At 39.0% G+C, this 24,384-nt stretch carries 22 protein-coding genes; 2 read left to right on the top strand and 20 right to left on the bottom strand.

Translation table 11 applies throughout. The features are described 5' to 3' along the window. Positions 1-267, top strand: a 267-nt coding sequence (locus KQI_RS29045; protein ID WP_010348681.1) for a hypothetical protein, incomplete at its 5' end; no start/stop codon positions are given. Between the two features lie 28 nt (positions 268-295). On the opposite strand, the gene KQI_RS0120205 is transcribed toward KQI_RS29045, so the two are convergent. The 20 genes from KQI_RS0120205 to KQI_RS0120310 form a co-directional block, all read right to left on the bottom strand. Then, positions 296-1,921, bottom strand: a complete 1,626-nt coding sequence (locus KQI_RS0120205) for a recombinase family protein (protein ID WP_010348682.1) — start codon at positions 1,919-1,921, stop codon at positions 296-298. A gap of 90 nt (positions 1,922-2,011) precedes the next feature. Then, complete coding sequence (locus KQI_RS29550; protein WP_010348683.1) at positions 2,012-2,137, bottom strand: SHOCT domain-containing protein; 126 nt, start codon at positions 2,135-2,137, stop codon at positions 2,012-2,014. A gap of 62 nt (positions 2,138-2,199) precedes the next feature. After that, on the bottom strand, positions 2,200-3,351 hold the full coding sequence (locus KQI_RS0120215; protein ID WP_010348684.1) for an Ig-like domain-containing protein: 1,152 nt from the start codon (positions 3,349-3,351) through the stop codon (positions 2,200-2,202). After that, a complete protein-coding gene (locus tag KQI_RS0120220) occupies positions 3,348-3,638 on the bottom strand; it encodes a hypothetical protein (protein ID WP_010348685.1) in 291 nt (96 codons plus the stop codon). The genes KQI_RS0120215 and KQI_RS0120220 overlap by 4 nt, the downstream gene beginning before the upstream one ends. Then, positions 3,638-3,949, bottom strand: a complete 312-nt coding sequence (locus KQI_RS0120225) for a phage head-tail connector protein (RefSeq protein ID WP_010348686.1) — start codon at positions 3,947-3,949, stop codon at positions 3,638-3,640. The genes KQI_RS0120220 and KQI_RS0120225 overlap by 1 nt, the downstream gene beginning before the upstream one ends. Continuing rightward, entirely contained in the window at positions 3,942-4,160 is a 219-nt protein-coding gene (locus tag KQI_RS0120230) for a hypothetical protein (protein WP_010348687.1), read from the bottom strand. The genes KQI_RS0120225 and KQI_RS0120230 overlap by 8 nt, the downstream gene beginning before the upstream one ends. Positions 4,161-4,260: 100 nt before the next feature. Beyond that, complete coding sequence (locus tag KQI_RS0120235; RefSeq protein ID WP_010348688.1) at positions 4,261-5,091, bottom strand: phage major capsid protein; 831 nt, start codon at positions 5,089-5,091, stop codon at positions 4,261-4,263. A gap of 31 nt (positions 5,092-5,122) precedes the next feature. Then, complete coding sequence (locus KQI_RS0120240; RefSeq protein WP_010348689.1) at positions 5,123-5,737, bottom strand: DUF4355 domain-containing protein; 615 nt, start codon at positions 5,735-5,737, stop codon at positions 5,123-5,125. Between the two features lie 577 nt (positions 5,738-6,314). Then, complete coding sequence (locus KQI_RS0120250; protein WP_010348691.1) at positions 6,315-7,622, bottom strand: phage portal protein; 1,308 nt, start codon at positions 7,620-7,622, stop codon at positions 6,315-6,317. 167 nt (positions 7,623-7,789) lie between these two features. After that, positions 7,790-8,248 carry a DUF2262 domain-containing protein gene (locus tag KQI_RS0120255; protein WP_010348693.1) on the bottom strand — a complete coding sequence of 153 codons (459 nt, stop codon included), beginning with the start codon at positions 8,246-8,248 and terminating at the stop codon, positions 7,790-7,792. Positions 8,249-8,301: 53 nt separating this feature from the next. Next, the gene (terL, locus tag KQI_RS0120260) at positions 8,302-9,672 is read right to left on the bottom strand and encodes a phage terminase large subunit (protein WP_241763981.1); all 1,371 of its coding nucleotides are present in this window, start codon (positions 9,670-9,672) and stop codon (positions 8,302-8,304) included. A 355-nt stretch (positions 9,673-10,027) separates the two neighbouring features. Then, on the bottom strand, positions 10,028-10,873 hold the full coding sequence (locus KQI_RS0120265) for a tyrosine-type recombinase/integrase (RefSeq protein ID WP_010348696.1): 846 nt from the start codon (positions 10,871-10,873) through the stop codon (positions 10,028-10,030). Between the two features lie 158 nt (positions 10,874-11,031). Beyond that, positions 11,032-11,775 (bottom strand): hypothetical protein, encoded by a 744-nt coding sequence (locus KQI_RS0120270; RefSeq protein WP_010348698.1) that lies wholly within the window; start codon positions 11,773-11,775, stop codon positions 11,032-11,034. Positions 11,776-11,911: 136 nt separating this feature from the next. After that, positions 11,912-12,427, bottom strand: a complete 516-nt coding sequence (locus KQI_RS27175) for a DUF1643 domain-containing protein (RefSeq protein ID WP_010348699.1) — start codon at positions 12,425-12,427, stop codon at positions 11,912-11,914. A 139-nt stretch (positions 12,428-12,566) separates the two neighbouring features. Next, the gene (locus KQI_RS0120280; protein ID WP_010348701.1) at positions 12,567-13,802 is read right to left on the bottom strand and encodes a site-specific DNA-methyltransferase; all 1,236 of its coding nucleotides are present in this window, start codon (positions 13,800-13,802) and stop codon (positions 12,567-12,569) included. A 1,031-nt stretch (positions 13,803-14,833) separates the two neighbouring features. Then, positions 14,834-16,426, bottom strand: coding sequence for a DEAD/DEAH box helicase family protein (locus KQI_RS0120290; protein WP_010348704.1), 1,593 nt, complete (start codon positions 16,424-16,426; stop codon positions 14,834-14,836). 35 nt (positions 16,427-16,461) lie between these two features. Beyond that, a complete protein-coding gene (locus KQI_RS28885; RefSeq protein WP_169314561.1) occupies positions 16,462-16,632 on the bottom strand; it encodes a hypothetical protein in 171 nt (56 codons plus the stop codon). Positions 16,633-16,741: 109 nt separating this feature from the next. After that, positions 16,742-17,887, bottom strand: coding sequence for a ParB/RepB/Spo0J family partition protein (locus KQI_RS27460; protein ID WP_010348705.1), 1,146 nt, complete (start codon positions 17,885-17,887; stop codon positions 16,742-16,744). A gap of 105 nt (positions 17,888-17,992) precedes the next feature. Then, a complete protein-coding gene (locus KQI_RS0120305; RefSeq protein ID WP_010348706.1) occupies positions 17,993-21,391 on the bottom strand; it encodes an RNA dependent RNA polymerase in 3,399 nt (1,132 codons plus the stop codon). Between the two features lie 634 nt (positions 21,392-22,025). After that, positions 22,026-23,165: a DNA cytosine methyltransferase gene (locus KQI_RS0120310; RefSeq protein ID WP_010348707.1), complete on the bottom strand. Its 1,140-nt coding sequence runs from the start codon at positions 23,163-23,165 to the stop codon at positions 22,026-22,028. Positions 23,166-23,283: 118 nt separating this feature from the next. Between KQI_RS0120310 and KQI_RS27185 the strand changes: the two genes are divergently transcribed. Further along, on the top strand, positions 23,284-24,381 hold the full coding sequence (locus KQI_RS27185; protein WP_010348708.1) for a restriction endonuclease, SacI family: 1,098 nt from the start codon (positions 23,284-23,286) through the stop codon (positions 24,379-24,381). The last annotated feature ends 3 nt before the right edge of the window (positions 24,382-24,384 follow it).

Genomic DNA, 24,384 nt, shown 5'->3' on the forward strand with positions numbered 1-24,384 from the left:
TTTCAAGAAGCATTACGCCAACGTTTTTATCAGATAGAACTAGCCAGTGAACAACAAGCTTCATGTTCATCAGAGAACAACAATCTATTCACTAAAATGGATCGATTCAAAACCAACCAAAACGAGGATACCCAACGTCTGCTATCCGAATGGGAAGAAGCAATAGGCTATCAGCTAAGTCAGGACAAACAGTCCATCTATATGGAAGGAGTGAAAGACGGGATTCGATTGATTCTTCCCGTCATACAACCCACAGTTACTCGTTAGCTTTTGATCACTTTAGCCTATGATTCTATTAATCTTCTATAATTTCATCTATGCTCATTCCACTTTTCAAGGTAAATACAAAATGCGCTGGTGAGAGAATCGTGATCTTCTCCACCAACGCATTAAATAGGTTATCATCAAATTGTTCTAGTATATCTTGCCGTGAGCTTAGTACTTGAATAATCTCATCGACACGTTCCTTGATTTTTTCCTTCTGATCCTCTTCCTCCTCTAGTATCAGCTTATGTTGTCTTAGCTCGTTTAGCTCATTGGAAAGTCTAGCTGTTTCTTCATCATAAACCGTCTCATCCATCTGATTCCGTAGCTTGAGATTCACTAATTCCTTCAAGTCGGATTTCAATTGTTGTATCTTTCCTTCAATGTCCAATAGCTGTTCTTGCCCTGGTTTGCTGGAAAGTACCGATACAATATTGGCTTTCAGCGTTTTAATGAATCCTTTCTTATTCTTATACATCCGGTTGAACAATCGTACAAACGCGGAATGTAAAACTTGTTCATCGACTGATTTGGCATCACACGCCGCTTTTCCTTCATTGACATTGGTTCGACATTGCCATACGACCTTCTTGGATGGGTTATTGCTGTTCCAGGTTCGGCGTTTAAAAATGGTTCCACAGCATCCACAATATACTTTACTGCTCAGTGCGTATTTATTGGAGTATCTTTTGCTCTCCCCCATCACACTCCCTTTCAGCTTGGATCTCCGTTTCTTCTCCTTTTGCACCGCTTCAAATATTTCCTTGGATACAATCGGTTCGTGGTTATCCTCTATAAAATATTGCTGCTCTTGTCCCTTATTCTTGATCCGTTTATGGGTTAGAAAGTCAACGGTTACCGTCTTTTGCTGAAGCAAGGCTCCGTAATATTTCTCATTCGTCAAGATTAATGTAATCGAGGAGTCCCACCATCTACTGCCTCCCGCAGCCGTTTTGATGTGATCTCGCATCAATCCTCTAGCAATCGCCTGATAGCTTTTACCATCTAAATACTCCTCGTATATACGACGCACAATCTCGGCTTCCTTCTCATTAATGACCAGTTCACCATGTTCATCCTTATCATAGCCAAGGAAGCGAGTGGTGTTGCAGAAGACTTTGCCGTTTTGGAAGCCTCGTAGTATTCCCCATCTGCTGTTTTCAGAAATATTTCGACTCTCATCTTGGGCAAGGGAACTCAGGATGGTTAGCAATACCTCACCTGTGGTATCCAGTGTATTAATATTTTCTCGTTCAAAGAATACAGCCACTCCAAGACTTTTAAGTTCCCGTACATATTTCAATAAATCCAGTGTATTCCTAGCAAACCTCGAAATCGACTTGACCAGTATGAGATCCAGTTTACCGTTTCGGGCATCCTGTATCATGCGATTAAAGTGTGTTCTATTTTTAGTGTTGGTTCCGGTGATGCCTTCATCTGCGTAAATATCAGCCATTTCCCATTCCAAGTTGTTTTGAATGTACTTTGTATAATGATTGACCTGATTGGTATAGCTCTCCTTTTGCTCCTCGGAATCTGTACTGACCCGGCAATAGGCAGCGACTTTCTTCTTTTGAATAGATTGGATTCCCTCTACGATGTCCATCGTTTTAATGGGAACAACGACGACTTTTTTTGCGGTTGCGGCTTGTGCCATAGGTGTTTCTCCCTTCGATATCTTCTTTATACGGTCACATGGTATAATGCTTACGGCACATCATCAAGTCCATTTCTGCCCATGTTATAGCTACTTAAAAGACTTTTTATTCAGCTCATCAATGGCTATAAACTCTTCTTCTGTAATGACATGTTGTGATCTCAATTGCTTCAATAGGCTCAGACTGAGTAGGTAGTCGATGGATTTTCGTTGCATATGTATGTACTCCTTTAAAATAAAAATGGCTCACCTCTAGGGCAAGCCGATAGATATAATGCTTAGAATAAATTCTTAAGGCTAATGGTCTTTTCTATGGTAATACCAGGATCGCTTACTAAGGTGGCTGTCAACACAAGGACTTTGTTGTTCGCTCCACTACTGCTTCCTGCTTTTATGGTTACGCTATTTCCTGTACTCGCTGTCATGCTCCCCATGATCGGAGTTGAATCATCTTGATTTCGTAGACTCCACTCTACCCACTGGTCAAACTCTTCTACTCCATGATCATAGATATGACTGACGTATGAGGCGCTTTGGCCTGTTTTGAGGATGGGATTACCAGTAATGGCTATCGAATAGATATGCGTTCCCGTTTCGACGACTCTCATTTCAATCGTACTCAGTATCGTAGGGTGATACGTTAATTTTACGGTGATGCTTGCTTGTCCCAAAGCGATACCCATAACCTGACCTTGATGATCTACACTGACCACGTTCGGATCGTTTGAAATGAAAGTTATGGCTGGATTGGCTATCTCATTTCCATTATCCGTAGCGCTCACATTTAACTGTATTGTTTCGTTGAGCAGCACATGGGCTATCGTTCCCTGATTGATATGTAATGCGTATGTGTGAGCAGTCTCATACTTCCATCGGTCTGCAATGTTATTTTCCACGTCATCATAAGCTGTATTTATACTATCTAATGTGCAGCTTAACAGGATAATGCCATTCATTGTACGGTCAATTCCAACTATTTTAAACGGCTGATGAATCATATAAAATCGTTGACTTAATGTAATGCCCTTCGTATTTGTGTTATCCTGTAGACTGACCAGGATGTTTCCATCTGGTATGGAGATAACTTTACCTGTTTCCGTTGAAAACGTTCTGGCTTCTACCACAGCATCAAACCATTTCACTTGTCCATCCCAGTTTAAAGCTAGCCGTTGATTACACTTTTTCATTCTGCCTCGACAAGACTGTTCATTTCGATCCACCTGACTAGTAATTAAATAACGTTCATAACGATAATCCACGATATCACCTGTATGTAAGGGTGTTGCTGCACGAATAATTTTTTCATCAGTCATTTGAATGGTATCTGTCGCATCCCGGATCAGAACAAGCTGCTTTACACTGTTGATATGCACAAGTTCGCCTTTCTCTCGTAGGAAGAAATCAAGCATCGGCTCTAAGCTCCGTGTCACTCCACCACCTCCAATTTAAAATCCGGCTTGCAGCGATACAGGTACAACTCCACATAATCACTCCATTCCTTGATGTCCAAAATAATAAAGACATCCTTGCCAATTCGAACATAGCCGTTTAATTGCAATAAGGATTCCAGTGGACAGAAAGCTCGATATGTCGTCTCTAGTATGTAACCATCTTCAAATGAAAAGCTTTTGCGATAAGGTTGTACATCTGCCATCATCGACAGAATAGGTTTGAAATGAGTATCATCTAAAATTTCCAGCTTCGTATCATAGAACATTAATCTGTTCCAACCTTGATTTTAGGTAGAGGAAGAGCAAGCCGGATACTTGTCGGAATGCCTATTTCATAGGTAGCAGATCGCTCTCCCTCCTGTTTATCTATTAGACCAACCGAATCCCGATTTTTAAATAGATACGCCGCATAATCGACCATAACATCATCATATTCCGCAGGGAGTATTGCCACATTACAATAGCCATAAATATTACTCCTCGCTTTATTCAAATAGTGGATCAGGATATCATCCTTGGATATGTCTGTTGATTCCATACTCAATAATCGCTTCATCAAATTCATTAGCTCACTCATGTGCTGTCTCCTGTTCCTCCTTTGCCTGCGCCTTCTCGTTACGTTTCATATTCTTGGTAGCTTGAACTTTCGTTTGGGGTAAATCTTGCTCAGCCTCATCTGGTTTAGGCTCATCCACTTGCTCATAATGATCATTAACCTGTAAACGCAGCAACAGATCCTGATCCGTGACTTCCCATATACATCCTGTCTCTTGATTCAAAAACCACATCTTTTTATCCCTCCAAAAATGAAAAGTAGGGCATCCAAAACGGATACCCCAAACGTGTTTCTTCTATATATAGTGTGTTTTCATGTGATCTCATTTTCAATTAAGACTTATTGACTGTGAGTACAGCGAGAGCTTCCGGCTTGATACATTTAGCTCCGAATACCTGCAATCCTTTCACTGCATCTGAAAATTGTTTCTCTGGTCTGAATGCTTCCACCGAATCTACTTGCCCGGCAAACGAAATGGCACTCTTATGACCTGCGATGATTTTATACTTAGCTCCTGCGGTATTTGGCACATTGTTAGATTTATAAACGGTCATGCCATCAATATCTCCCACATAGCCTGTGCGGATAATATTCAGGTCTTTGGTAAAGCGTGCATCCTTCAAAAGCAAGCCATAGTACCATGCAGGAATCACCACAAAACGTTCGCTTTCGGGCACATTGTTCTCATCCAGCAGCACGCCTAAATCAATCAGCAAATCATAGGCTGTATCTTTCGTGGGAGTTACAGGCGTTGTATCGTTACCCATCGTATTCTCAGCTTTAACCTCCGTATAAAATCCAGCAAGATACTGATCCACTACATTGGCCAGTCCATAGGAGGCTTCCACGATTCCACCATCTAGTAGATTTACATTCGCTTGAGCGGCATCGACATCATCCACTTGAAAATTGAAATACTTCGCCTGATCGATCACCAGCGTCTTTTGCGTAGCATCCAGTTCCTGTGGATTCCCGATTCCTGCCACCTTATCATAGTTACCAATTGTTACTGCCCCAATCGAATTAATTTTCACGGTGGAGCCTTGGCCTTGAATCTCACCTTCATAATCGGTGTTGACCACGTTCCCATACACCAGATTCTTCTTCAAACTCTCATTTAAACGTGCGCTCCAAATCGTAGGAATAAAATTCTGTACTGTCATATTTAATCACCCTGTCCTTTTCTATTGATTATTATTTGTTTTGTAATGCTTGTTTGACTTGATCCCAATGCTGATTGATCTCGTTTGGCGACATACCTTTAATCGCTTCTAATGTAAATGTGCTACCTGTTGAACCAGCCGGAGGAGTATAGCCATCTCCTTTGAGTCGTTGCTCGACTTGCTGCTGTACAGCCACTTGCAGCGATTGTTCTAACATAGTCAAATTCGCTGTTGTCACTTCTTCATCTGCACCAATAAAAAAATCCACTAACGGAAGTGGAAGTTTCTTTTCGGATGCAATTTTGATCGCTTGGCTGGTTAACCGTTCACGCTGCTTCTCTAGCTTCATATTTTCCACTTCGGCTCGTAGCTTCTCAACTTCGATTTCTTTCTCATCCTTAGCCGGGAATCGCTTCTTGATCTCAGCATCCACTGCACTCTCCAGATGACTGGTTTTCCATGTTTCCAGCGATTTAGCTGATCGTTTGTCCACCGTGCTATCGAACCAACTTTTTGCTTGCTGATTAGATTGGATGTATTGCTCTATCCCTTCTACGCTATACGGATTCAAACCCTGAAGATACGTTTGCCACTCCTCGTTTGTTTGGTTCTCTTGAATCAACTGCTTTACTTGCTCTAACTTCATTTTCGATAATCTCCTTTATTGCCCATTCGACTCTATAGAACCGAACACGCTTATGTATGTATAGAGCCTTTTAATGTCATGCTCAGGACAGCAATGTAACGCATTAGAAATCACAAAAACGAGGAAAAGGTACAAACATACCACTCCCCACTTTCACCTGTTTTTCATCCTTTGTTTATATAGCTTTTTGATAGCCTAAAGCGTAACATCAAGCCTGCTTTTTCTCATCTGGCGCATCCGTAACTTCGACTTTTCGTTCGTATTCTTATCTCTGCATTTCTCACAATATTTCTGTCGATTCGAATTAGCTGAAAATGTAGACCTACACTTCGGACAGTTCACCCTCGGTTGCACTGTTTTAAATTCAGATTCTACATTCCGCTCAGACTTATATTCTTGTTCTAACTTTTCATCTATGGGTAAAACCCCATTTTCAAAATATGTACATCGAGGCAGAGAATCATCTTGAGCGAAAAATACACAGGGACTATCCTGTAAACAGCAATAATTTGAGATACCGTGCTTCGCTCCGAGATAACAGGCACAATTATTCTTCACCAGCCGCTTAAATCTATTTTTATTCTGCATCCAATACCTCCTTATCCGTACCAACTAATCGTTGCTGCTCCGAATGAAATTTATTGAATTCCAGCTTCGGATTCTCCACAAATGGAAGCAATGTAAGCAACGTTTCCTGAGAGACCACTTCTTTCAGTTTAACAATCACATCAGCCATCCCAACCAAATCTGTCGGCAAGTTACGAGTAAACTTCACAGCGATATCACGGTAATCATATTGCACACCTTCTTTAATGTTCAGGAACGTGAAGAAATTCCGTAAACGCTGCTTGATTGCCTTCTCCATTAATGCTTCACGCATTGCCACTCGATTCTCCAAATTCAGCAGCTTATTTCGCAGCGCCAGGGAGGAGGTATTGCTGGCCCAGTTTTCATTAAAATTAACCTGATCCATCATGTCGAAAATTTTGCGTTCGATGTTATCCAATTCATTCTTCACAAAGGAATCGTTAATCTCTTTCGTAAGCCAACTTACCTTCCCACCAGCGGGAACCTGAATAATACCCATCTTCTTCATATTCAATAAGTCCTCTGCTTCCAACTTTGCATTCTCAATCACGAGATAGGCATTACGATGATCTGCAATTTCATTGACCAAATCGGAATTCAGCGCATTATAGGCATCAAATAAAGAAATCACATCCTGGAATCCGCTTTTCCTCTCCGTATTAGCTGGACAGGAGATAAGTGGGACTCTTCCAAAGATGTGATTATGTTTGCCGATATATTTCAGCTCGGGTGATTGGTTTTGCCTCATTTGAATGGGTTTGCCATCGCTACTGATTGTATAGTGTAGAATCTCATGGTCGGTATACACGTCCAAATACACTTGCTTATCGAATCGACGGGTAAATTTATGTAAGCCTAGTAATACATTTCGTTCTGCTGTTCCATCCTCCAACACATAGACATTCAATGGAGATAATACTGTGGCTGAGAACTGACCATCGGAGTCGATATAGTTCAACTCAAAACTCTCACCGAATATTTCGGATTGCTTCCGAAGCTGTAGATTGTGCTCTTTATCCCAATGACTCATATGTACATCTATGTTATGTATGACTTCATCCTGATCTGACTTGGACACATAGTTTACTGGCTTTCCAAGCAGATAACCGACTTCATTATCTACAAACTTACGAGGGAAATTGAAAATGAGCTTTTGATTGCTTCGGCTTTCTTGCATCGCATAGTTCTTGAGAATAGCATGCTGACCATTATAGTAATCTGCATATTTCTGTTTAACTAATGCAATCGAGTGGAGTTCATTTAGACACTCTAATACGATTTGTTCCGTAATTTGCAAATAGATTCTTCCTCTCAAAATGGGCAATGTAATTGTTGCATAAATAAATAAATAAATAAATAAATAAATAAAGAACCACCTAATTAGGTAGTTCCTTATTGCACTAGCGTTCTTCGTTAACGTTACTTCAAGCTCTGCGCTTCTTAAGTGCGTTTATTTGTGTTGACTTACACATCAGCCCTTAATAACTTGAAATTTTTATCGAAGTAAGCATGTATCCTATGTCCACCAAATAAATCTCCATCATCATACTCACAGTATATTTCATTTGTATTAAGTTCGATATCATATAACGTTATTGATTCTTGAAATTTTTCGTTCGTTGTATTATATTCACCTGCATCCACAGCATCCCAATTTAGATTTTCGTCATTTTCATCATACTCGGGCCAAAAATCATTTTTGCATTCAATCAATTCTTCTGCTATGGCTTCTCTTGCTTTTCTATCAAAGTCTGCTAAACATAAAAAAAGTTCTTCTGCTCTTTTGATCATTTCGGCTACATCAACAGATCCATTTTTTAGATCTAACCTCCAATGTATTTTTCCTTCGTTTGCCTCGAGCGCCATATAGTCCTCATTATATGTAAACACTCCAATTAAGCTGCTGATTACTGATCTTTCCATTCTATAATTCCTTTCTATTAATAGATATAATTACATCTAATTTAGCATAAGTCTCAAAATAGCAAACTACGATCATAAAATTTCAGACTCTTCACAGATTGAATTAATTGAACAGCCCCATATAAACTATCTGGCGCATCATCATATTGGCAGTTTCGGTTATAATCCTTTATCTGGTTATTATATCGAATATTCGCTGCATTGAACAGAATATGACCCTTCTTCACTTCCGGCTCCAAGCTAATAATACGTTCATGCTTCTGTCCCTTGGAATGCACACTTTCTACGGGTGTATGTATCTTCGCCTTGCATAACTCTTCTTCAAACTTTTGCTTCATATAACTTTGTGCCTGATTAACCTCAAAACCAAGCTTATCTACAGGATAAAGCTTTATTTTTTCAATAGCCACTTGAAATAAATCATCCGGCAACAGTTTATAGATATTGCCATCGATCACATACATCTGCTTTGTTTTGCGATGCTGTCCAATAATCGAAATGGCCGAATAGTCATTCTTCTTTCCGGCTTTAATCGCTGGATCAATATACATCGCCATTTCCATATCCTCAAACTCAGGCAACCTATCCCAATACATGAGATTCTGAAATATGTACTCATCGGTCGAGCGCGGATCATTTTGTAGCTCTTTATAGAAACTCTTTTCACCCATCGCTTGCTTTTTGCACATCAAATAATAATAGTCCAAATACTCGCTCCACAGGATTTCCGTTCCCTTTAGCATTTCCTCCTCATGAGCTATAAAAAAAGATAAGGCAGTATTGATCCTATCCTCGTCTTGTAGATTATTATATTGTCGCTCCCACTCTGACCATAGATCATCACGCTCTGAAAATTGAAGCACGGCTGCTTTACGGACACTTCGCACACCTGGTATTTTACCTTTGAGCAGATCAGCCATGATGTCTTCTTCATTCAAGATGGTTCCACAGATTAGAATATTCGTATCCCTTGTGCCAATAGGTAGAATGACATCTGTAAATGTATTTTTAATCTGTTCTCGTTTTGCTTCAGATCGAGCCGTATCCTCTTTGAGCAAATCATCCATCAATACCAGCGTAGGACGATGATGCTTGTAATGGATACCTCTCAAGCTACCGTCGATGCCACGAATCATAATGCAAGAATCTAGTCCACCTTTACTCTTCAGCCATATTTCATTGTTGTTCCAACGGCTCCCTTTACGAATCCCAAAATCCTCAATCAACATCGTATTCGTTTCTAGCTCATCTTTGATCATATCGAGGAACGGCAATGCAATCTGCTCTGTGGCAGATATAATCAATGTAAACTGAGATTTATCATATAAAGTCGCATACAGCGGAAATAAAAAAGAACTGATCGTTGACTTTCCATGCTCCCTTGGGAGTCCGAAAGCTGTAATCAGTCCTGTATTCGCAAGCATATGTCTTAATTCCGAAAATAACTCTTTGTGAAACTGTCCAAACGCTCGATCAAAGTATTTAGGAAAATAGGCTAAAGCGAAAAATTCGATGTCCATCTCACCGATAAGCTTTCTTAGTTCGGAGAAGCTGAATGTCTCGATCAATTGTTTCATTTTCGGTGGTCTAAAATGCTTCTCCATATACTGCTTAAGTAGCTCAGCTTGGCGTTGTTGTTCTTGGTTTATCGTTTCAATTGTTGCGGCTCCTTTCTCACATTCACTATAAAATCATCACAAAAATTTCTGCGCCCTTTGCTGGCGGCTCCGTTTATCTACATAGAAGACCCCCTCCATCCACGACAAAAAGAGTGGCTTCTCACCACTCGATATTTGCCAAAGCTTCAGCCATATCCTGCTGTGTTGTTAGGGTATAAATATTGGTTGTGGCTACGTGATCATGTCCAAGGATTTGCTGAATGGTCGTCAATGGAGTCGTTTTGACCAGCTTATAGCCAAGCGTATGTCTCAGCATATGGGGCGTGACCTTTACGTTGACCCGATCTCCATATTTGTTCAGGATCAGGTTAATCGCATTTCGCTCCAAAGACCCTCGCTGGCCAATACATAGATATTCTGATTCACTGTGTGGTCTGACTTCAAGATACCGAGTAATAGCTTTTCGTACATCCTTATTTAATGGAATGGTGCGGAAGGAGTTTCCTTTGCCGAATACCTTCAATAAACCTTTACGTTCACTGATTTCAATATCTTTCAGCTTAATACCAACCAATTCGCTTACTCGTATCCCTGTACCCAGCAGCAATTCAATCATGCAGATATGCATTCGATTGCCCATACGGTGAATTTCATTTCGCAGCTTCCACAAATCCTTTTCCGCTAACCCTTTGTATTGGTGAACAACCTTGTTTCTAACCGCTTCGATATGTATATCTTCCTTAATATAGCCTTGTTGGTGCATCCACTGTGCAAATACGTTGATACTGGCAATCTTACGGTTAATGGTCAGTATTGCTTGATTGGTGCTTTGCAAATACTTCTTGTATTCCACGCCATCCAATTCAATCCACTTGTCCAGTCCATATTCCGTCTTGCCCCGATACCAGGTTATAAACTGCAATACGTCCCTAGTATAGCAGGAAACCGTATTTTCACTCCGATCCTTGCTCCGTAAATATGCTTCAAACCCTTGAATATACTTCATTTTCCCCCCACCCTTCGCTTGTGTGTCACATCATACCGTTGATGTGGGGGAAAGTCCACTCCATACATAACTTATCTTATGCACTTAGTTTGGGCAATTTTGGGGCTAATTCAGGGCTAAAACTGGCGTTTATCTATACAGATACTGACGGCATAACGTTATAGCTGTGAATCATCCGGCTCCACATATCCTTCCTCCATCTCGACCGATTCCTCGATAGCCTCATAGTCGGCATCCACTACATCCGCTTCGATCATATCCAAAAATAGCTGCTTCCGTTCTTGTTCCAATGCCTTCGTATTCACCACCAACTCACGCCGATCATTCCATTCGTTAGGTGCACGGTTCTTTAAATAGAAGATCATCGCTGTCGGATTGGGAGGCTGATATCGTTTCACTTTCTCAATGCGCGTCTTCTTTTTTCCATTTTTGTCCTCTTCAATAATCGTTTTTATTTCTTCATATTCATACCCTGTAGCAGCTTTCAAAAGTGAATTTTCTACGTGTGAGATAGGGACAGATCTGCTCCATTTGACTAGTTCAGCCAGCATCGGATGTTTATCAATATACTCGTACCAAGTCGTTTTACCTATATCGAGTTTCCTAATAATATCCTCCGCGTTCATGCCTTCTTCGAACCATTGCTGAATCTCCGCTAACCGAGGATATACATGTGTCTCCCACTTGGTTGGACGTTCCAATGCTTCAGCAAATTTGGGATGCTTCCTTCTATAATCGCCTAACGTCCAAATATGAATATTCAGTCGTTTTGCTATCTCCTCATCTGTTGCCCCTTCACGTACCCAAACGGGAATATCCCTGAGCCTTGGCACAACAAATTGATCATACTTGGTCAGTATCTTAGGTTTGTTCCTTTTTGGATTATTACTATTTTTGCTCATTTTATGCTCACCTCCAAAAAAAGAAGCCCGTGCAAAATTACACAGACCTGTTTACAAAATTACCGGAAGAGAGCAAGAAAATTTCTCTTCACTAAATATTCAAAAAACGTTGTAAAATTCATTAATATCTTTGTACTTAAACTGTTGGTCTAATCCTAATTTTCTTCCTTAATTCGAAATCCTGAAGAGGACTATCTATACTAATATATAAAGGATGACGAGGGTCACCATTAGCTAAAATTGCTAAACATTTTAACTTGTAATTTCCAAGTAATGAGATTAACTCCTTATCTTGATTTCTCTTATGAGTTTTTCCATTAGACCTCCAAGCCGCTACAACCAAATCTGCTCGTTTCAATGCTTCACCAATGTAGTTCAAATTTTCTGCTCCTATTGCAATTTCCTTCTCTAATTTTTTCAAATCTGAAGGATTCGTTGCTCTATAAGCAAAAAGATTTACTACTTCAAAAGAGCCATATCCCCATTTTTTTGTAAATCTAATACATGCCTTAATAGTTGGATCATCATCTTGGTGATCAGCTGTACTTGGATTAAGCATAATCCACAAGGCACTTGCTTTATCCTCATCCCATTCCCTTCGTAGTAAATATCTATACTGTTCTGTAGAGTCAAGTTCAGCAGTCTTTTTCATATTATTTCCTCCCCGCTATTTATATCTCAATTATAAGCAGGAGGGAACAAGATTACGATCCTCGAAGAAACGGATTGATGGAGATTAGGAACAACATTTGCTATGAAGACTATAGGGAGATATCATGAAATCTTAGTTTTCAAGGCTGGATGATTTCTTGGTAGCTATATTGCTTACCATCCCGAATCAAATATACATCGCTATCGCTACCAACGTGGGCAATATATCGCTGCACGATCACATCTACATACTTAGGATCAAGCTCACTCGTATAACAAATCCGATCCGTTTCCTCGCAAGCAATCAACGTCGAACCTGAACCGCCAAATGGATCAAATACAATATCACCAAGCTTACTGGAATTTTTAATCGGGTAGCTAATTAAGGGAATCGGCTTCATCGTGGGATGATATTCATTCCGGAAAGGGCGATCAAATTGCCATAATGTCGTTTGCTTACGGTCACTATTCCAGTAGTGTCCACTTGTTGGCTTCCAACCGTACAATACAGGTTCGTGCATCCAGTGATAATCTTGTCTACCCATTACCATTGCTTGCTTTGCCCATATGCAGCATTGTGCCAGTTTGAATCCGGCTTCGATAAAAGCCTTTCTAAAATTCAAACCTTCACTATCTGCGTGAAACACATAAATACTTGCTCCGTCATCTGCTACTTCAAACATTTGAGTATAGGCAGCCAATAGGAAATCATAAAACTTGTGATTGTCCATTTTATCATTTTCAATCTTCAATGCATCCTTCGTTTTACCTGTATAATTCACATTGTATGGTGGATCAGTTACAATGAGCTGAGCCTTCTTCCCATTCATCAATGTTGCGATATCCTGTGGATTCGTCGAGTCTCCGCAAATGAGCCTATGCTTACCAAGTAGCCAAATGTCACCTTTACGAGTGATCGGATGCACAGGTAATGCTTCTTCTACATTAAAATCATCTTCATCTACTGTATCTTCGTGCAATGTATCCAGCAATTTCTCCGCTTCAGACCAATCAAAGCCAGTTAGCTCAATATTATATTCTGCTTCTTTTAACTCATCTAATAATGTAGCCAGTGCGTCAAAGTCCCACTCCCCTGTAATTTTATTGAGCGCTATGTTCAGAGCTTTCTCTTTCGACTTATTCACATCCACTATGACACAATCGACTTCATCGTAACCGAGTGCCTTCAACACTTTGGCACGTTGGTGGCCTCCTACAATGGTATAATCACTATTACAAATAATCGGTTCACAATAACCGAATTCCATTACACTATTCCTGATCTTTTCAAACTCTGGATCACCCGCTTTTAAATCCTTCCTTGGATTATATTCGGCATGTACCAGTTGATCGATCTTCAATTTCAGCCACTTCATTTATAAAATTTGCTCCTTTATGTCTATAGCCTTCTCATTATTTCTGGCGTTTTTTATGTACGGATTTAACGTTTCTACGTTTACGAATTTGATTTCCAATCCACTTGATCCCCCTTTCTACCTTCATTTTTAAAAAGACTGCGACCCAAATCCATGTGTAAAACACACCAACCACAGTAACAAATTGTAATATTTCTATGATTATTGCTTGTAACATTAATAACAATCTTGTTGCTCCTCTCCAAAATGAAAAAGGAACCCTAGCTCATAGCCAGAGTTCCCGTGTATAATATGTACTTTTAAATTTTCAACATTGTGTCACGTGACACATCTCAAACTTTGTAAGCTTAAGCAACCAATTGGTGTGGTTTAAAATTTTGCGAATACCAATCCATATTCAACAAGATAAAATTGAATATGTAAATCGAAAATTTTAAAATAAGCAGCCTGACTACAAATGAATAGATGTCTTGAATATGAGGTAAACACCATTTCTCCATTTCATTCTTTCTAAGTTTAGGCTATATTAATGGACTGACCCTAGTTTCCCCTATATATAGAAAAGTAGGGTCACGTCAATCTATCATGTTCAAAAAATAAATTGAAGACAGCCAACGTTGTTGGATGGCTACGGAAAGAAATAATTTGTTTACAAATTTTTGTTGACGGCTTCTTTTGATCTTTACATCTGTACCAACTTAAGGGGAAACTCTATCACCATCTCGATAAAAACCACTTCGCTACGCTTCGTAAACGGTATTCATCGACCTGCCGCCGTTTCCCCTCTTGCCTACGGCAATTCACCCTTTTGCGGCTCAATTTTGGTTTGTCTCATTTTTTTGCTTTTTTACATTTCATAAAACTGTTGATTTCATTGACTTATCTATCATCTGGACAGCAAATCATGGATACATGTATATATATAGCATTACTCCACAATTTGCTGTCCAAGATTAAAAAAATCCTTATATGTACTACCTTTTTGGCATTATCGAAAATGAGAAAAACTTAATTTTTTTTGTTACAACCGACTATCCACTAAATTTGCTAACTAACCAATATCGCTTCCCTTTATGGGGATTGTTGCTTCCATCTTCTAACTTTTTTCGGTTATCTGGAAAACTACCAATCGCATATTTTAATTGATTCGATTGGAGGTAGATTTGTAATTGGCTAATATCCTTTTGTAATCTACCTCGATAATCCTTGATATCAAATTTTTCAATGACTTGTTTCTGACCCTCTTTGTATATTCTTTTACCTACTATTGTTTCTAAATAGCTACATAATTCTTCTTGTTCAAATATCTTCTCAATCAACGTGATTTTATTTTTATGTAATAAGTTCGAAATGTACATCATATAGGCATCGCTTTCCTTTTTCCCTCCAGTTTCTTCCCTGAAATTGTTGGTTTCTCTGTTCTGGTCCAGCATTGCTTTAATCCGATCTCTCGTAGCTACAGCTTGAAGATATTTAACTCTAGAAACTGTCTTCTTCGATATATATTTGCCCTCACTCGAAACATTATTCTTAATGATGTAATTGGACTTCCTCGAAAATTTACCCACTAGCTTTTTCCATTCTTCAACTCCACCATGAATAAAAGCGTCTGCTTCATCCAGTTTCATCTGGACTGAATTCAAGTAATTATTCAAATTTCGATTGTTTCGATTCAGCAACACCACATGAACCTTATCCTGATCATTCTTGAATCTCTTTCGCCCAATACACTGTAGCATTGTATCCACATCATGTATATCGCACACAATTAATTTAATTTGCTCATCCTTCAAATCAAAACCATTATCAAGCACAGTTGTGGTGAATAGATATTTACAGTCAAACCTATTTTGCTTGACCATGGACTCCACTTGATCATCATCTACATGTTTGAGATACTTTCTGTTTTTGCTGCTTTTACTGCATACGAATAGTGAATCGTCATACTTCACATGAAGCTCAAAAGCCTTTTGGATCGTGTCTGCAAAATATATAATTTTATCGTTAGCTTTATTGAATTTGCGCTTAATCCATTTTTCTACTGCATAAAAGTCTGTATAAAAGGATAACGATGCAATCTGATTGAATTTTATTGGAATGGAGTACATCCATATTTTATTACCTTTTTGTTTGAGCTTACGTCTATATTGATCCTTGATGTAAGAGAATAACACATGACCTGTTGCAGACATAAAAATCCTGATCTGTGACTGTAAATTAAGGATGGCTTGAAGGGAATCATCCGAATTATCATTGAATCCACTGTCCGTAGTAAAGTAATGCGACTCATCACACACAATATATTTATATGGAGAAAAATCGTACTCCTCATCATTGTTTAGCTGTTTCTCAATCGTTTGATATAATTCCACTTTGATTCTTGAAAATAATGAATTGTCGATAGCTTCCTTATTCTGATCGTACAGGTTCTTTCGATTGACCAATAAAAGTATGTTCACGTTTTGCTGATCTGCTAATTGTTCCAGCTTGTTTCGAATAAAATAGGATTTACCCGATGCCGTCCCACTACTAATTAAAACGATATCTCCATTTTTCCATTCAACCTCCTCCCCGTTTATCATCTCAGTTACATTTTGCTTTGGCTTATAATCATCAATTCTCATCAAATGCTCCTCACATCATTTCTAACATTTACATTTTAATGATTTGTTGCTTCCCATTCATCAATGGCTACAGACAGTTCTTGCGTTTTCAAATACATGGAAAACAAAACATTCGTCTTATAGTGTCGTGCCTTCGTTATAAACGAGAACCCCTTACTCGTCAGATAATTAAACAAATGAATATCATAACAATAAAAGTAGCTCATTCAGATTCACTCCTGTCATTGTGGAATTGCACCCATATAACAGGTGTCACCCAAGCGCCAGTGTTAACAGGCGCCTATGATGACAGAATAATGTGTCACGTGACACCATTTACTCCAGAGCAAGCAAATCATCTAGTATGTCATCCATTGAAATATGATTCTCTTTAGCAATATCATCGAGCTTTTGCTTATAAAATTTGATTTCTTCCGTTATCGTTTCCAATGATTTGTCCTCTAAAGAATCGCTATAATTTTCACATTTTTTCAATTCATCTTGAAAGCTATGTAAGTTCCATTTTTCTTCGATGTTGATATCAGAGTGAAAAAGTTCATTTCGCATCTCATCCCAAAATTTTTCAACCATCCATGGTCTGAATTTGGAATCAAAATGTTCTTTGTTTTTTTCCAAATCATAAACAACTGCAAAATCAATATCTTCTTCTGTTATATTGGAGATATGAAGATGATTGACAATACAATCCATTTGGGCGGTTAAAGCGAATCCTCTATTTTTAGAAACAACCACAGAGCCAAGTCCCTTATAATTCAAAATTGGTGAGATGATTAAATCGTAATGCCAATCATCTACCCATCTCTTGACTTCGTTTACGGTTAGTTTTTCTTTTTTTATGTCATGCTTCTCCCAAAACGAACTATGAAATTTCCATTGATAGTTTTCAAAATGACTTTCTTCTCTCTGTGAACCATCTTCATGAATGAATTTTAATGTCGGTTTGTTTTTTAGCAATCTATTCAAAAACGATTCCATTTTCAATAGTTGCTTGGCATGACCGTCTGAAATATATCCTTCTGCAATCCAGTCATGAATAAAAGGTAATAGTTTCAGTAATCTTAGGCGGCTTGTAACAAAAGCTCTGTTTTTACTCACTTTTTTGGCAATTTGATCATGCGTGTATCCTCTTTGCACATACTCATAAAATGCTTGAGCTTCTTCAATAGGAGTCATTTGTTCCCGTTGGATATTTTCAATGACAGATAGATGAAAAGCTTCCTCATCGTTTAATTCCTTTACTTTCACTGCAATCGTATCCAGTCCAGCCATTTGACTTGCTCGATATCTGCGCTCCCCTTGAACAATCTCATATTGATCTCCCTGTGGTCTGACCAGTATGGCTTCTTGTAAACCATCGCTTACAATGGATGCTGCCAGCTCCTGCAAAGACTCCTCGTTAAAATGCTTGCGTGGCTGGTTTGGGTTGGTAACAATCTGGCTTAATTTTAATGTGATGTTCAAATGTTGATATCTCCCTTATTTTTGGATTCGTATATATAACCGTTCTAGCTGTCACCCAAGCGCCCGTGTTAACAGGCGCTATATCATGACACACTATGATTCAATTTATTGGATATGGACTATCGCCTTAAAGCTTGATTTCGTGACTTTCTCAATAGTTAAAAATTCAATTGCTGCTCCGTCAAAATCCAGTAAGGATAATCCCTCATCTCGTCGAATGGCCTGATCTCTCGGAATGATACACTTCACTTTCCCCTGCTCATCTACAACATGAACATAGTTATACTCGACCACCTGAATCTGTAATTTTTTGTCCAATACCTGGTCAGCTACCGACTGCGATTCTTCCTCCGACTTTTTCAAAGTACTGAAGCCGAGTGAATAATTCCTCAATGTTCGCCTTGTACTTTTCCCATCCAGCAAAGAAGGCGTGTGACTGGTTTGTACTACGGTTTCCCTCTCAGCTTCATGCCCAATAAAGAATTGTCCCATAATTTCAAATAATGAATACACACCATCCGGCACATGGAATGGAAACTCCAGATCATCTATTGTAGCGATGCCAGCTTGAACGATAAGTTCCTTTCCTTCTACATTACGACTGGTGAGCCGGTTCACCTTTTGTACTTCCCTCTTCATCACATTTTCATGCTGCTTTAGATTTTCCAGTAGTCCATCTACAAACAGCCATGCAAAGGAGTACGTTCTGTAGTTTTGATATGCGATCTCGACGGCAACACTGGCAAGTACCGAAGGATAAGGACAGATCTCTTCACACTGAGTTTTGTATTCCTCTCTTAACCTGGCGTATTCCGCGCTAATTGTTTTGCGGGTATCATTATCCCGTTCCCATTTTTTCAGTTCGTTAAATTCCTTTTGGCGATGATTGATTGGTTTTATCTGCTCGTTGTATTCTGTATACAGCGGTTCAATACGGGTTAGATAATCCAGAAACTTGCTCTGGCTTACTTTGCTCATATCCTGTAACAGTTGTCTCGTACTCTCGATGCTGAAAATAGACTGATCCAATTTCCCATCTCTCATGTTAAACGTGTCATCTATGTACTTTTCTGCCTTGACACAAAATTGATTAAACGGCGATTTTGTCGAGTGCTGATAATCCTCGGCTTTGCCACCATTAACAAAACGAAAGAAATACGGCATTTGGATAGCCAGACGATCCAGCACATATGGAATCTCTACCTCTAGTCCATTCTTCGTCGCATCTATAATTTGACCTTGGAGGAATTTTAAAACTGAGTTTTCCAAAACGCGTGCTTGAAGGCTCCCTTCCTCCAAAGCCATATTCTGAAAATACGTATTCACATTCGTACATCTACCCGTCAGATTATGAAGGCTTTTCAGTTCCATCTTGACGATGCTATCCATATTATTCGGTACAGGAGCAGCTACTTTTTTATCGTCTTCATTGATGATCGTAGGCGCGTCGATCACTGCGGAGAGTATGGTCGGATCATTCGTACAGAGAGCTGTGTCCCCATCCACGTCACCGAGTCCAAGTCTTGCCAGTGTTAAATCACAACAGTTCAGAACAATCACATTATCCAAATGACGCATATATCGGTTATGTACTTGTACAAAATCTAGCTTGCCAACTTCATTAAATATCGTTATCGGTGACCGGAATAGAGCGTGGCTTCCTTGTTTCCGATTCATAAAGGCTTGATTTTTCTTCAGCACACCTGTTACATGTTTTCCAGCGGCATGCTCCATGAATGCAATCGGGTCATTGGTCAGATAAAAGTAGCTGCCACGGATCGGAATACGACCTTTCAACATATCCTGAACTTTCTGCATGGCTTGCTTCACGATGAATTTGCGGACATTACCGTCATATATCATCAATTCATTCAAATCGATAGCTTGGATGATTTCATTTATAAATTGCTTCTTCTGACCCCGTTCTATTTCATCTTCCTGTTCGTCGGGTTCTTCATCTATATCTTTGGGTTCATCGTCTTCTTGGACTAGCATATGTAGGAATGCTTTCGTGTACGCAATATCTCGAAGCCACTTTCCATGGGTGTTATCCTTTTGTCCATGTAGTACACATTTGATGACATCCATTAGAGGCGTAGCTAATTGATATAAATCGTTCAGTGTAAGATTCAGCGCATGAATATATTGGTATGTCAGTGGTGTGTAGGCGTTCATTTGGTATGCTGGTTTCGCATAATTGGCGACCCAGAAGTGATTATGATTATATACTTTCAGTAATACTTCATATTCCGTTATATTTTTAAACAAACATTTAGGCTTAGCTTGTTCCTCACTGTATTGATGCCATGCTTTGAAGCAAGATTTGGTAAGGATGAGATCAATAGGACGACCCTGTTTGTCGATGATCGGCTGTAATTCACCAAAAACATCCTTTATCTCTGTCACGTTGTTTTCGTTAAACCATTTCATCAGATCGAAACGGATAAAGTTACCTTTGATATATGGTAGTCTTCCCTGAACTGCATTAGGTGAGTAGGATAGGTTCAGGTGCTGTCCGATACGCTCTGCAAACTGGAAGCTCATTAAACCTTGACCATCAAAAAATTGGACATTCTTATTTTCATACTTTGGATACTCCACTCGTTTGAATCCAATGGATTGTTCATTAATTGTGATGATTGGGATTTCTTCTGTTTGCTCGATGGAATAGCAAGGGTATAGTTCGTCATCATACATAACTGAACGAGCAGGAAAAGGAATTGCTTCTAGCTTCACACGACGATTATTTTTATTCCATCCATTGAAAGTTTTATATTCATTTTGATCAGGAACAGACTTTGTGCGGCCATTCCACGAGATCGTTTTATTCGGTATACGTTCTAATCTATGTAGATGTTCCTTTGATGGCTTTAATTCTTTCTTCGCTTTGAAATATTCACGTTGCTTCGTCTTTTCCTCGAATATCAACTTCTGTTGCTTCAAATCTTCAACACACTTTTCCACTTTCCATACATCCTCGATGATCGTATCCTTTTCATAATCTGGTATGACGACGATACGTGGAATATACGGAACTGGCTGTGCTGCTGAACGAATTACACCAAGGGCTGCTTCCCACTTATGGATGTTGGTGAGTGGTGGCATTTTACCGAGTGTAATGCGTCGATACAGATCAGCAACATATTTTTCTTGGATAAATTCTGTTCGTTGTGTACGTCCCATCGCAGGTGACTTGATCGAACGGACATATTTCCTTCCATTATAGTAGATTCCCTCTCGTAACATACGTTCAAACAGTGCAATTTGAGATGGATCATCTTCGTCAATTTGATCAGCTTTGAGCATAAAGATCACATCAGTAACATCGGTGGAAGGATCACGTTCTTCTACGACTCGCTTGAGTTGGTCGAGATAGATGCTGTTTGATACAGTGATGGTGCGAGTGCTGGATTGTGGCGCGTAAAGCTGATCTCCTGCATGAGTGATCTCATTAAAATGGAACAGATTGATTTGGTATTGATTTCGTGTTGGATTACTGGACAAATTTTGGCCTCCTGTTTGTTGGTTTGTGTGATATGGTTGTAAACATTCCATCCTAATGGGTTTAGTATCTACGCCATAACCGGAAACAAATGTTCGTATATAATTATATGGAATACATGTCTGCATTACAAGAGTTAAGTTTGGAGTTAGACTGAATACTGGACACAGGATATCGATAATACGATAATAAATGCATTCAAAATTGAGGTGTCTGCAAATACAAGACAACGACAACCTCCAAACATTGATCTACCTGTAGCCGAGAATGTTTTGAATCAAACCTTTGCCACGAACGGCAAACTAAGTCTATATAACCGATATTACGTATATCCCAACGGATCGAGTCTGGCTTGACCTAGCAAGCCTAATAGGCCTGTTCACGCGCAGAATCGTTGGTTTCCACGCAACAATACGAACATACACTGATCCACTTCGTGATTCCTCGGTTTTATGTATCTAGTCTATTGACAGAGGTAAAGAATTATAAAAAAAGGCGATGAGGACCAATTTTAAAAATATCAAATCGGTTCTCATCGCTTTCGACCAACTCAAGATATAATGCGTATTAAGCACAACTACTGAATGAAGCTTCTTTGACGACTCTTGTTTAAGTAACGAAATCAGGTATAATAGACTATATGGAAATATATTCTTCTAAATTTTTCTGGGACTTTTGAAGGTATGAATCAATTGATATTTGTCCAGATAAGTTAAAATCTATGGGTTTGCTATCAAGTTCATCAATAACTGCAGACGCAACTGCTTGAGCTAAAAGACAAGGTACTGCATTTCCAATCTGACGATATACAGCGGATTTACTTCCTTTAAAGATATAATCTTCTGGGAATGTTTGTATCAACGCTGCTTCCTTAAGCGTAATTCTTCTTAATCTAGAAGGCGCATCCGTGAACTCTGGCATTATGCCTTCCATTAATTTGCTGTGATAGTCTACAATCCAGTTATCACTAGCAGAATGATACAAAAGTGCTTCATCAATGATGGGGGTTTTATTTCCTCCCATCGAAGCAGGAAGTGTATTAGCGATACCTTCTATGTCTAATGGTCTTCCCATTCCATTGAAAATCATACCTGCGTATGGAGACTTTCTCAAAACTGGGTTTGAAGCAAGGGTAATACGTGCTTCACAAGTATGTGGGTTATTTGGTGACCCTGCTGGTCCTAGATGTGATATGGTTTCTCTAATTGTCTTAGTGGGCTTCTCTTGAACATTAATTCTTTTCAACATCTTTTCTACGTCAATATCCTTATTCAATAAACCGATGAAAAAAACACGCTCTCTTTTTTGGGGAACACCGTAATTTGAAGAATTAAGCAGAAACGGATAACAACTATAGCCCATTTCATTTGCAATTTGAAACATTTTCGTCCTTACATCTTTCCATTTTTCTAGCTTAGCTAATGCACTCACATTCTCAAGTACAAAAGCTTTAGGTTTAATAATCCGGACTACATCAAGATAAGTCCAAATTAGAGTACTTCGTTCATCATTCGGGTCCATCTTTCCTGCGACAGAAAAGCCCTGACATGGAGGTCCTCCAAAAATAATATCCGTTCCTTTATATGCCTCTAACTCATTAAAAGCATTACGGATATCACCTCTGAACAGGGTGGACTCAGGATGATTGGCTTCATAAGTGTTGCAGGCATCTTTATCTAGTTCATTTGACCAGACGATATTTACTCCTGCTTTTTTGAAACCAACATCCATTCCGCCTGCACCAGAGAACAAAGATAAACCAGTATATGTGCTCAAATTAATCAACTCCAACTTTATTCATTTTTTTATTGTACTATAAGCAAAGGTATAAGTCAGTATAGCAAACATATGTTCTGTTTTAAAGTGGTAAAATATATCTCTGGGGGTTATACAATTGAGTGAAGTTCGTGTAGATAAGAATCAAGCGACTGAAGTTTTAGTAAAAGCAATAGAACGAGCAACAACCAAAGGCTACAGCTGGCAATCGCCATTTTCAAAAAATATCCAAACTGTATTATTTGGCACTCATTTGACTTTCCGTTATATCCTTGTCACAGCACTTTTAGCAAAAGCAACTAATCCGAAAGTAAATGCTCTTTGCTTACAAGCAGGTTCACAGCTAGATGGAGCATATGATGCAAGAAGTCTGTGTCATAATCTGTTAGTACCTTTTGAACGCAAATATTTTAATGGTGGTTTGGGAAGCTCTAATGAGCCATTTCTCAATAAACCTGCTCGGGCACCAGAGCTTAATCCCTCTAACCCAGTTCGTAGAGGAAACGATCAAATGCTACTTGATTTACTCTGTACATTCTTACCGCAAATCCAAACTCAACAAGAAGCATTTGATGCTCTTACTGATGCTATCGCATGTTGTTTCATTAAATTTTTGGAAATTAGAAAGTCAAGTACAGTACAGGCAGCAAAAATTCCAACCTTGACTGAAATGGACCTTTTCCTCAATGACCTTCTTGAACAAGCATGTGGTGGAGAGACCCTGGTACTAACTGTAGGTGTTTTAGTGAAACTTCATACCATGGCTTTAGCAGGAAAAACTAAGGTTGAAGTTCATGTAGTTAACCAATCTGGCGCCTCATCTAAAGAAGTTAGTGATATTGATGTTTACCTAAATAATAAAATGTTGTATGCTTTCGAAGCAAAAGATAAACTATATAAACAAGAAGATGTTGCACATGCAGTTAGAAAAGTCGTTGACTCTGGCTTCAATCGATTAATTTTTGTCTCTGGTCCAAGAGCCATGCTTCAAGAAGCGTCTAAGCAAGAACTAATAGACGCTGCCGCGCTTAAAGGGGTTTACTTAACCTTCATGTCTCATAAAAAGTTTATCAAATTCTATCTTTCACAAATTCCACCAACAAGTATAGAACTTTTCTTCTCCACATTAATGGAACTAACACGTGAAGCAAGAATGAAAGACGACACCATCACTTACTTACAAAATACAGCACGAAAACATGGCTTTATTGAATAGAAA

The organism is Paenibacillus peoriae KCTC 3763 (genome assembly GCF_000236805.1).
Lineage (GTDB): Bacteria > Bacillota > Bacilli > Paenibacillales > Paenibacillaceae > Paenibacillus > Paenibacillus peoriae.

What these genes read in the sequence shown, in the direction of transcription:
- KQI_RS0120205 (WP_010348682.1), bottom strand. Translation starts at nt 1,921, where the DNA reads ATGGCACAAGCCGCAACCGCAAAAAAAGTCGTCGTTGTTCCCATTAAA.
- KQI_RS29550 (WP_010348683.1), bottom strand. Translation starts at nt 2,137, where the DNA reads ATGCAACGAAAATCCATCGACTACCTACTCAGTCTGAGCCTATTGAAG.
- KQI_RS0120220 (WP_010348685.1), bottom strand. Translation starts at nt 3,638, where the DNA reads ATGTTCTATGATACGAAGCTGGAAATTTTAGATGATACTCATTTCAAA.
- KQI_RS0120225 (WP_010348686.1), bottom strand. Translation starts at nt 3,949, where the DNA reads ATGAGTGAGCTAATGAATTTGATGAAGCGATTATTGAGTATGGAATCA.
- KQI_RS0120230 (WP_010348687.1), bottom strand. Translation starts at nt 4,160, where the DNA reads ATGTGGTTTTTGAATCAAGAGACAGGATGTATATGGGAAGTCACGGAT.
- KQI_RS0120235 (WP_010348688.1), bottom strand. Translation starts at nt 5,091, where the DNA reads ATGACAGTACAGAATTTTATTCCTACGATTTGGAGCGCACGTTTAAAT.
- KQI_RS0120240 (WP_010348689.1), bottom strand. Translation starts at nt 5,737, where the DNA reads ATGAAGTTAGAGCAAGTAAAGCAGTTGATTCAAGAGAACCAAACAAAC.
- KQI_RS0120255 (WP_010348693.1), bottom strand. Translation starts at nt 8,248, where the DNA reads ATGGAAAGATCAGTAATCAGCAGCTTAATTGGAGTGTTTACATATAAT.
- terL (WP_241763981.1), bottom strand. Translation starts at nt 9,672, where the DNA reads ATGCTTGCGAATACAGGACTGATTACAGCTTTCGGACTCCCAAGGGAG.
- KQI_RS0120265 (WP_010348696.1), bottom strand. Translation starts at nt 10,873, where the DNA reads ATGAAGTATATTCAAGGGTTTGAAGCATATTTACGGAGCAAGGATCGG.
- KQI_RS0120270 (WP_010348698.1), bottom strand. Translation starts at nt 11,775, where the DNA reads ATGAGCAAAAATAGTAATAATCCAAAAAGGAACAAACCTAAGATACTG.
- KQI_RS27175 (WP_010348699.1), bottom strand. Translation starts at nt 12,427, where the DNA reads ATGAAAAAGACTGCTGAACTTGACTCTACAGAACAGTATAGATATTTA.
- KQI_RS0120280 (WP_010348701.1), bottom strand. Translation starts at nt 13,802, where the DNA reads ATGAAGTGGCTGAAATTGAAGATCGATCAACTGGTACATGCCGAATAT.
- KQI_RS0120290 (WP_010348704.1), bottom strand. Translation starts at nt 16,426, where the DNA reads ATGAGAATTGATGATTATAAGCCAAAGCAAAATGTAACTGAGATGATA.
- KQI_RS28885 (WP_169314561.1), bottom strand. Translation starts at nt 16,632, where the DNA reads ATGAGCTACTTTTATTGTTATGATATTCATTTGTTTAATTATCTGACG.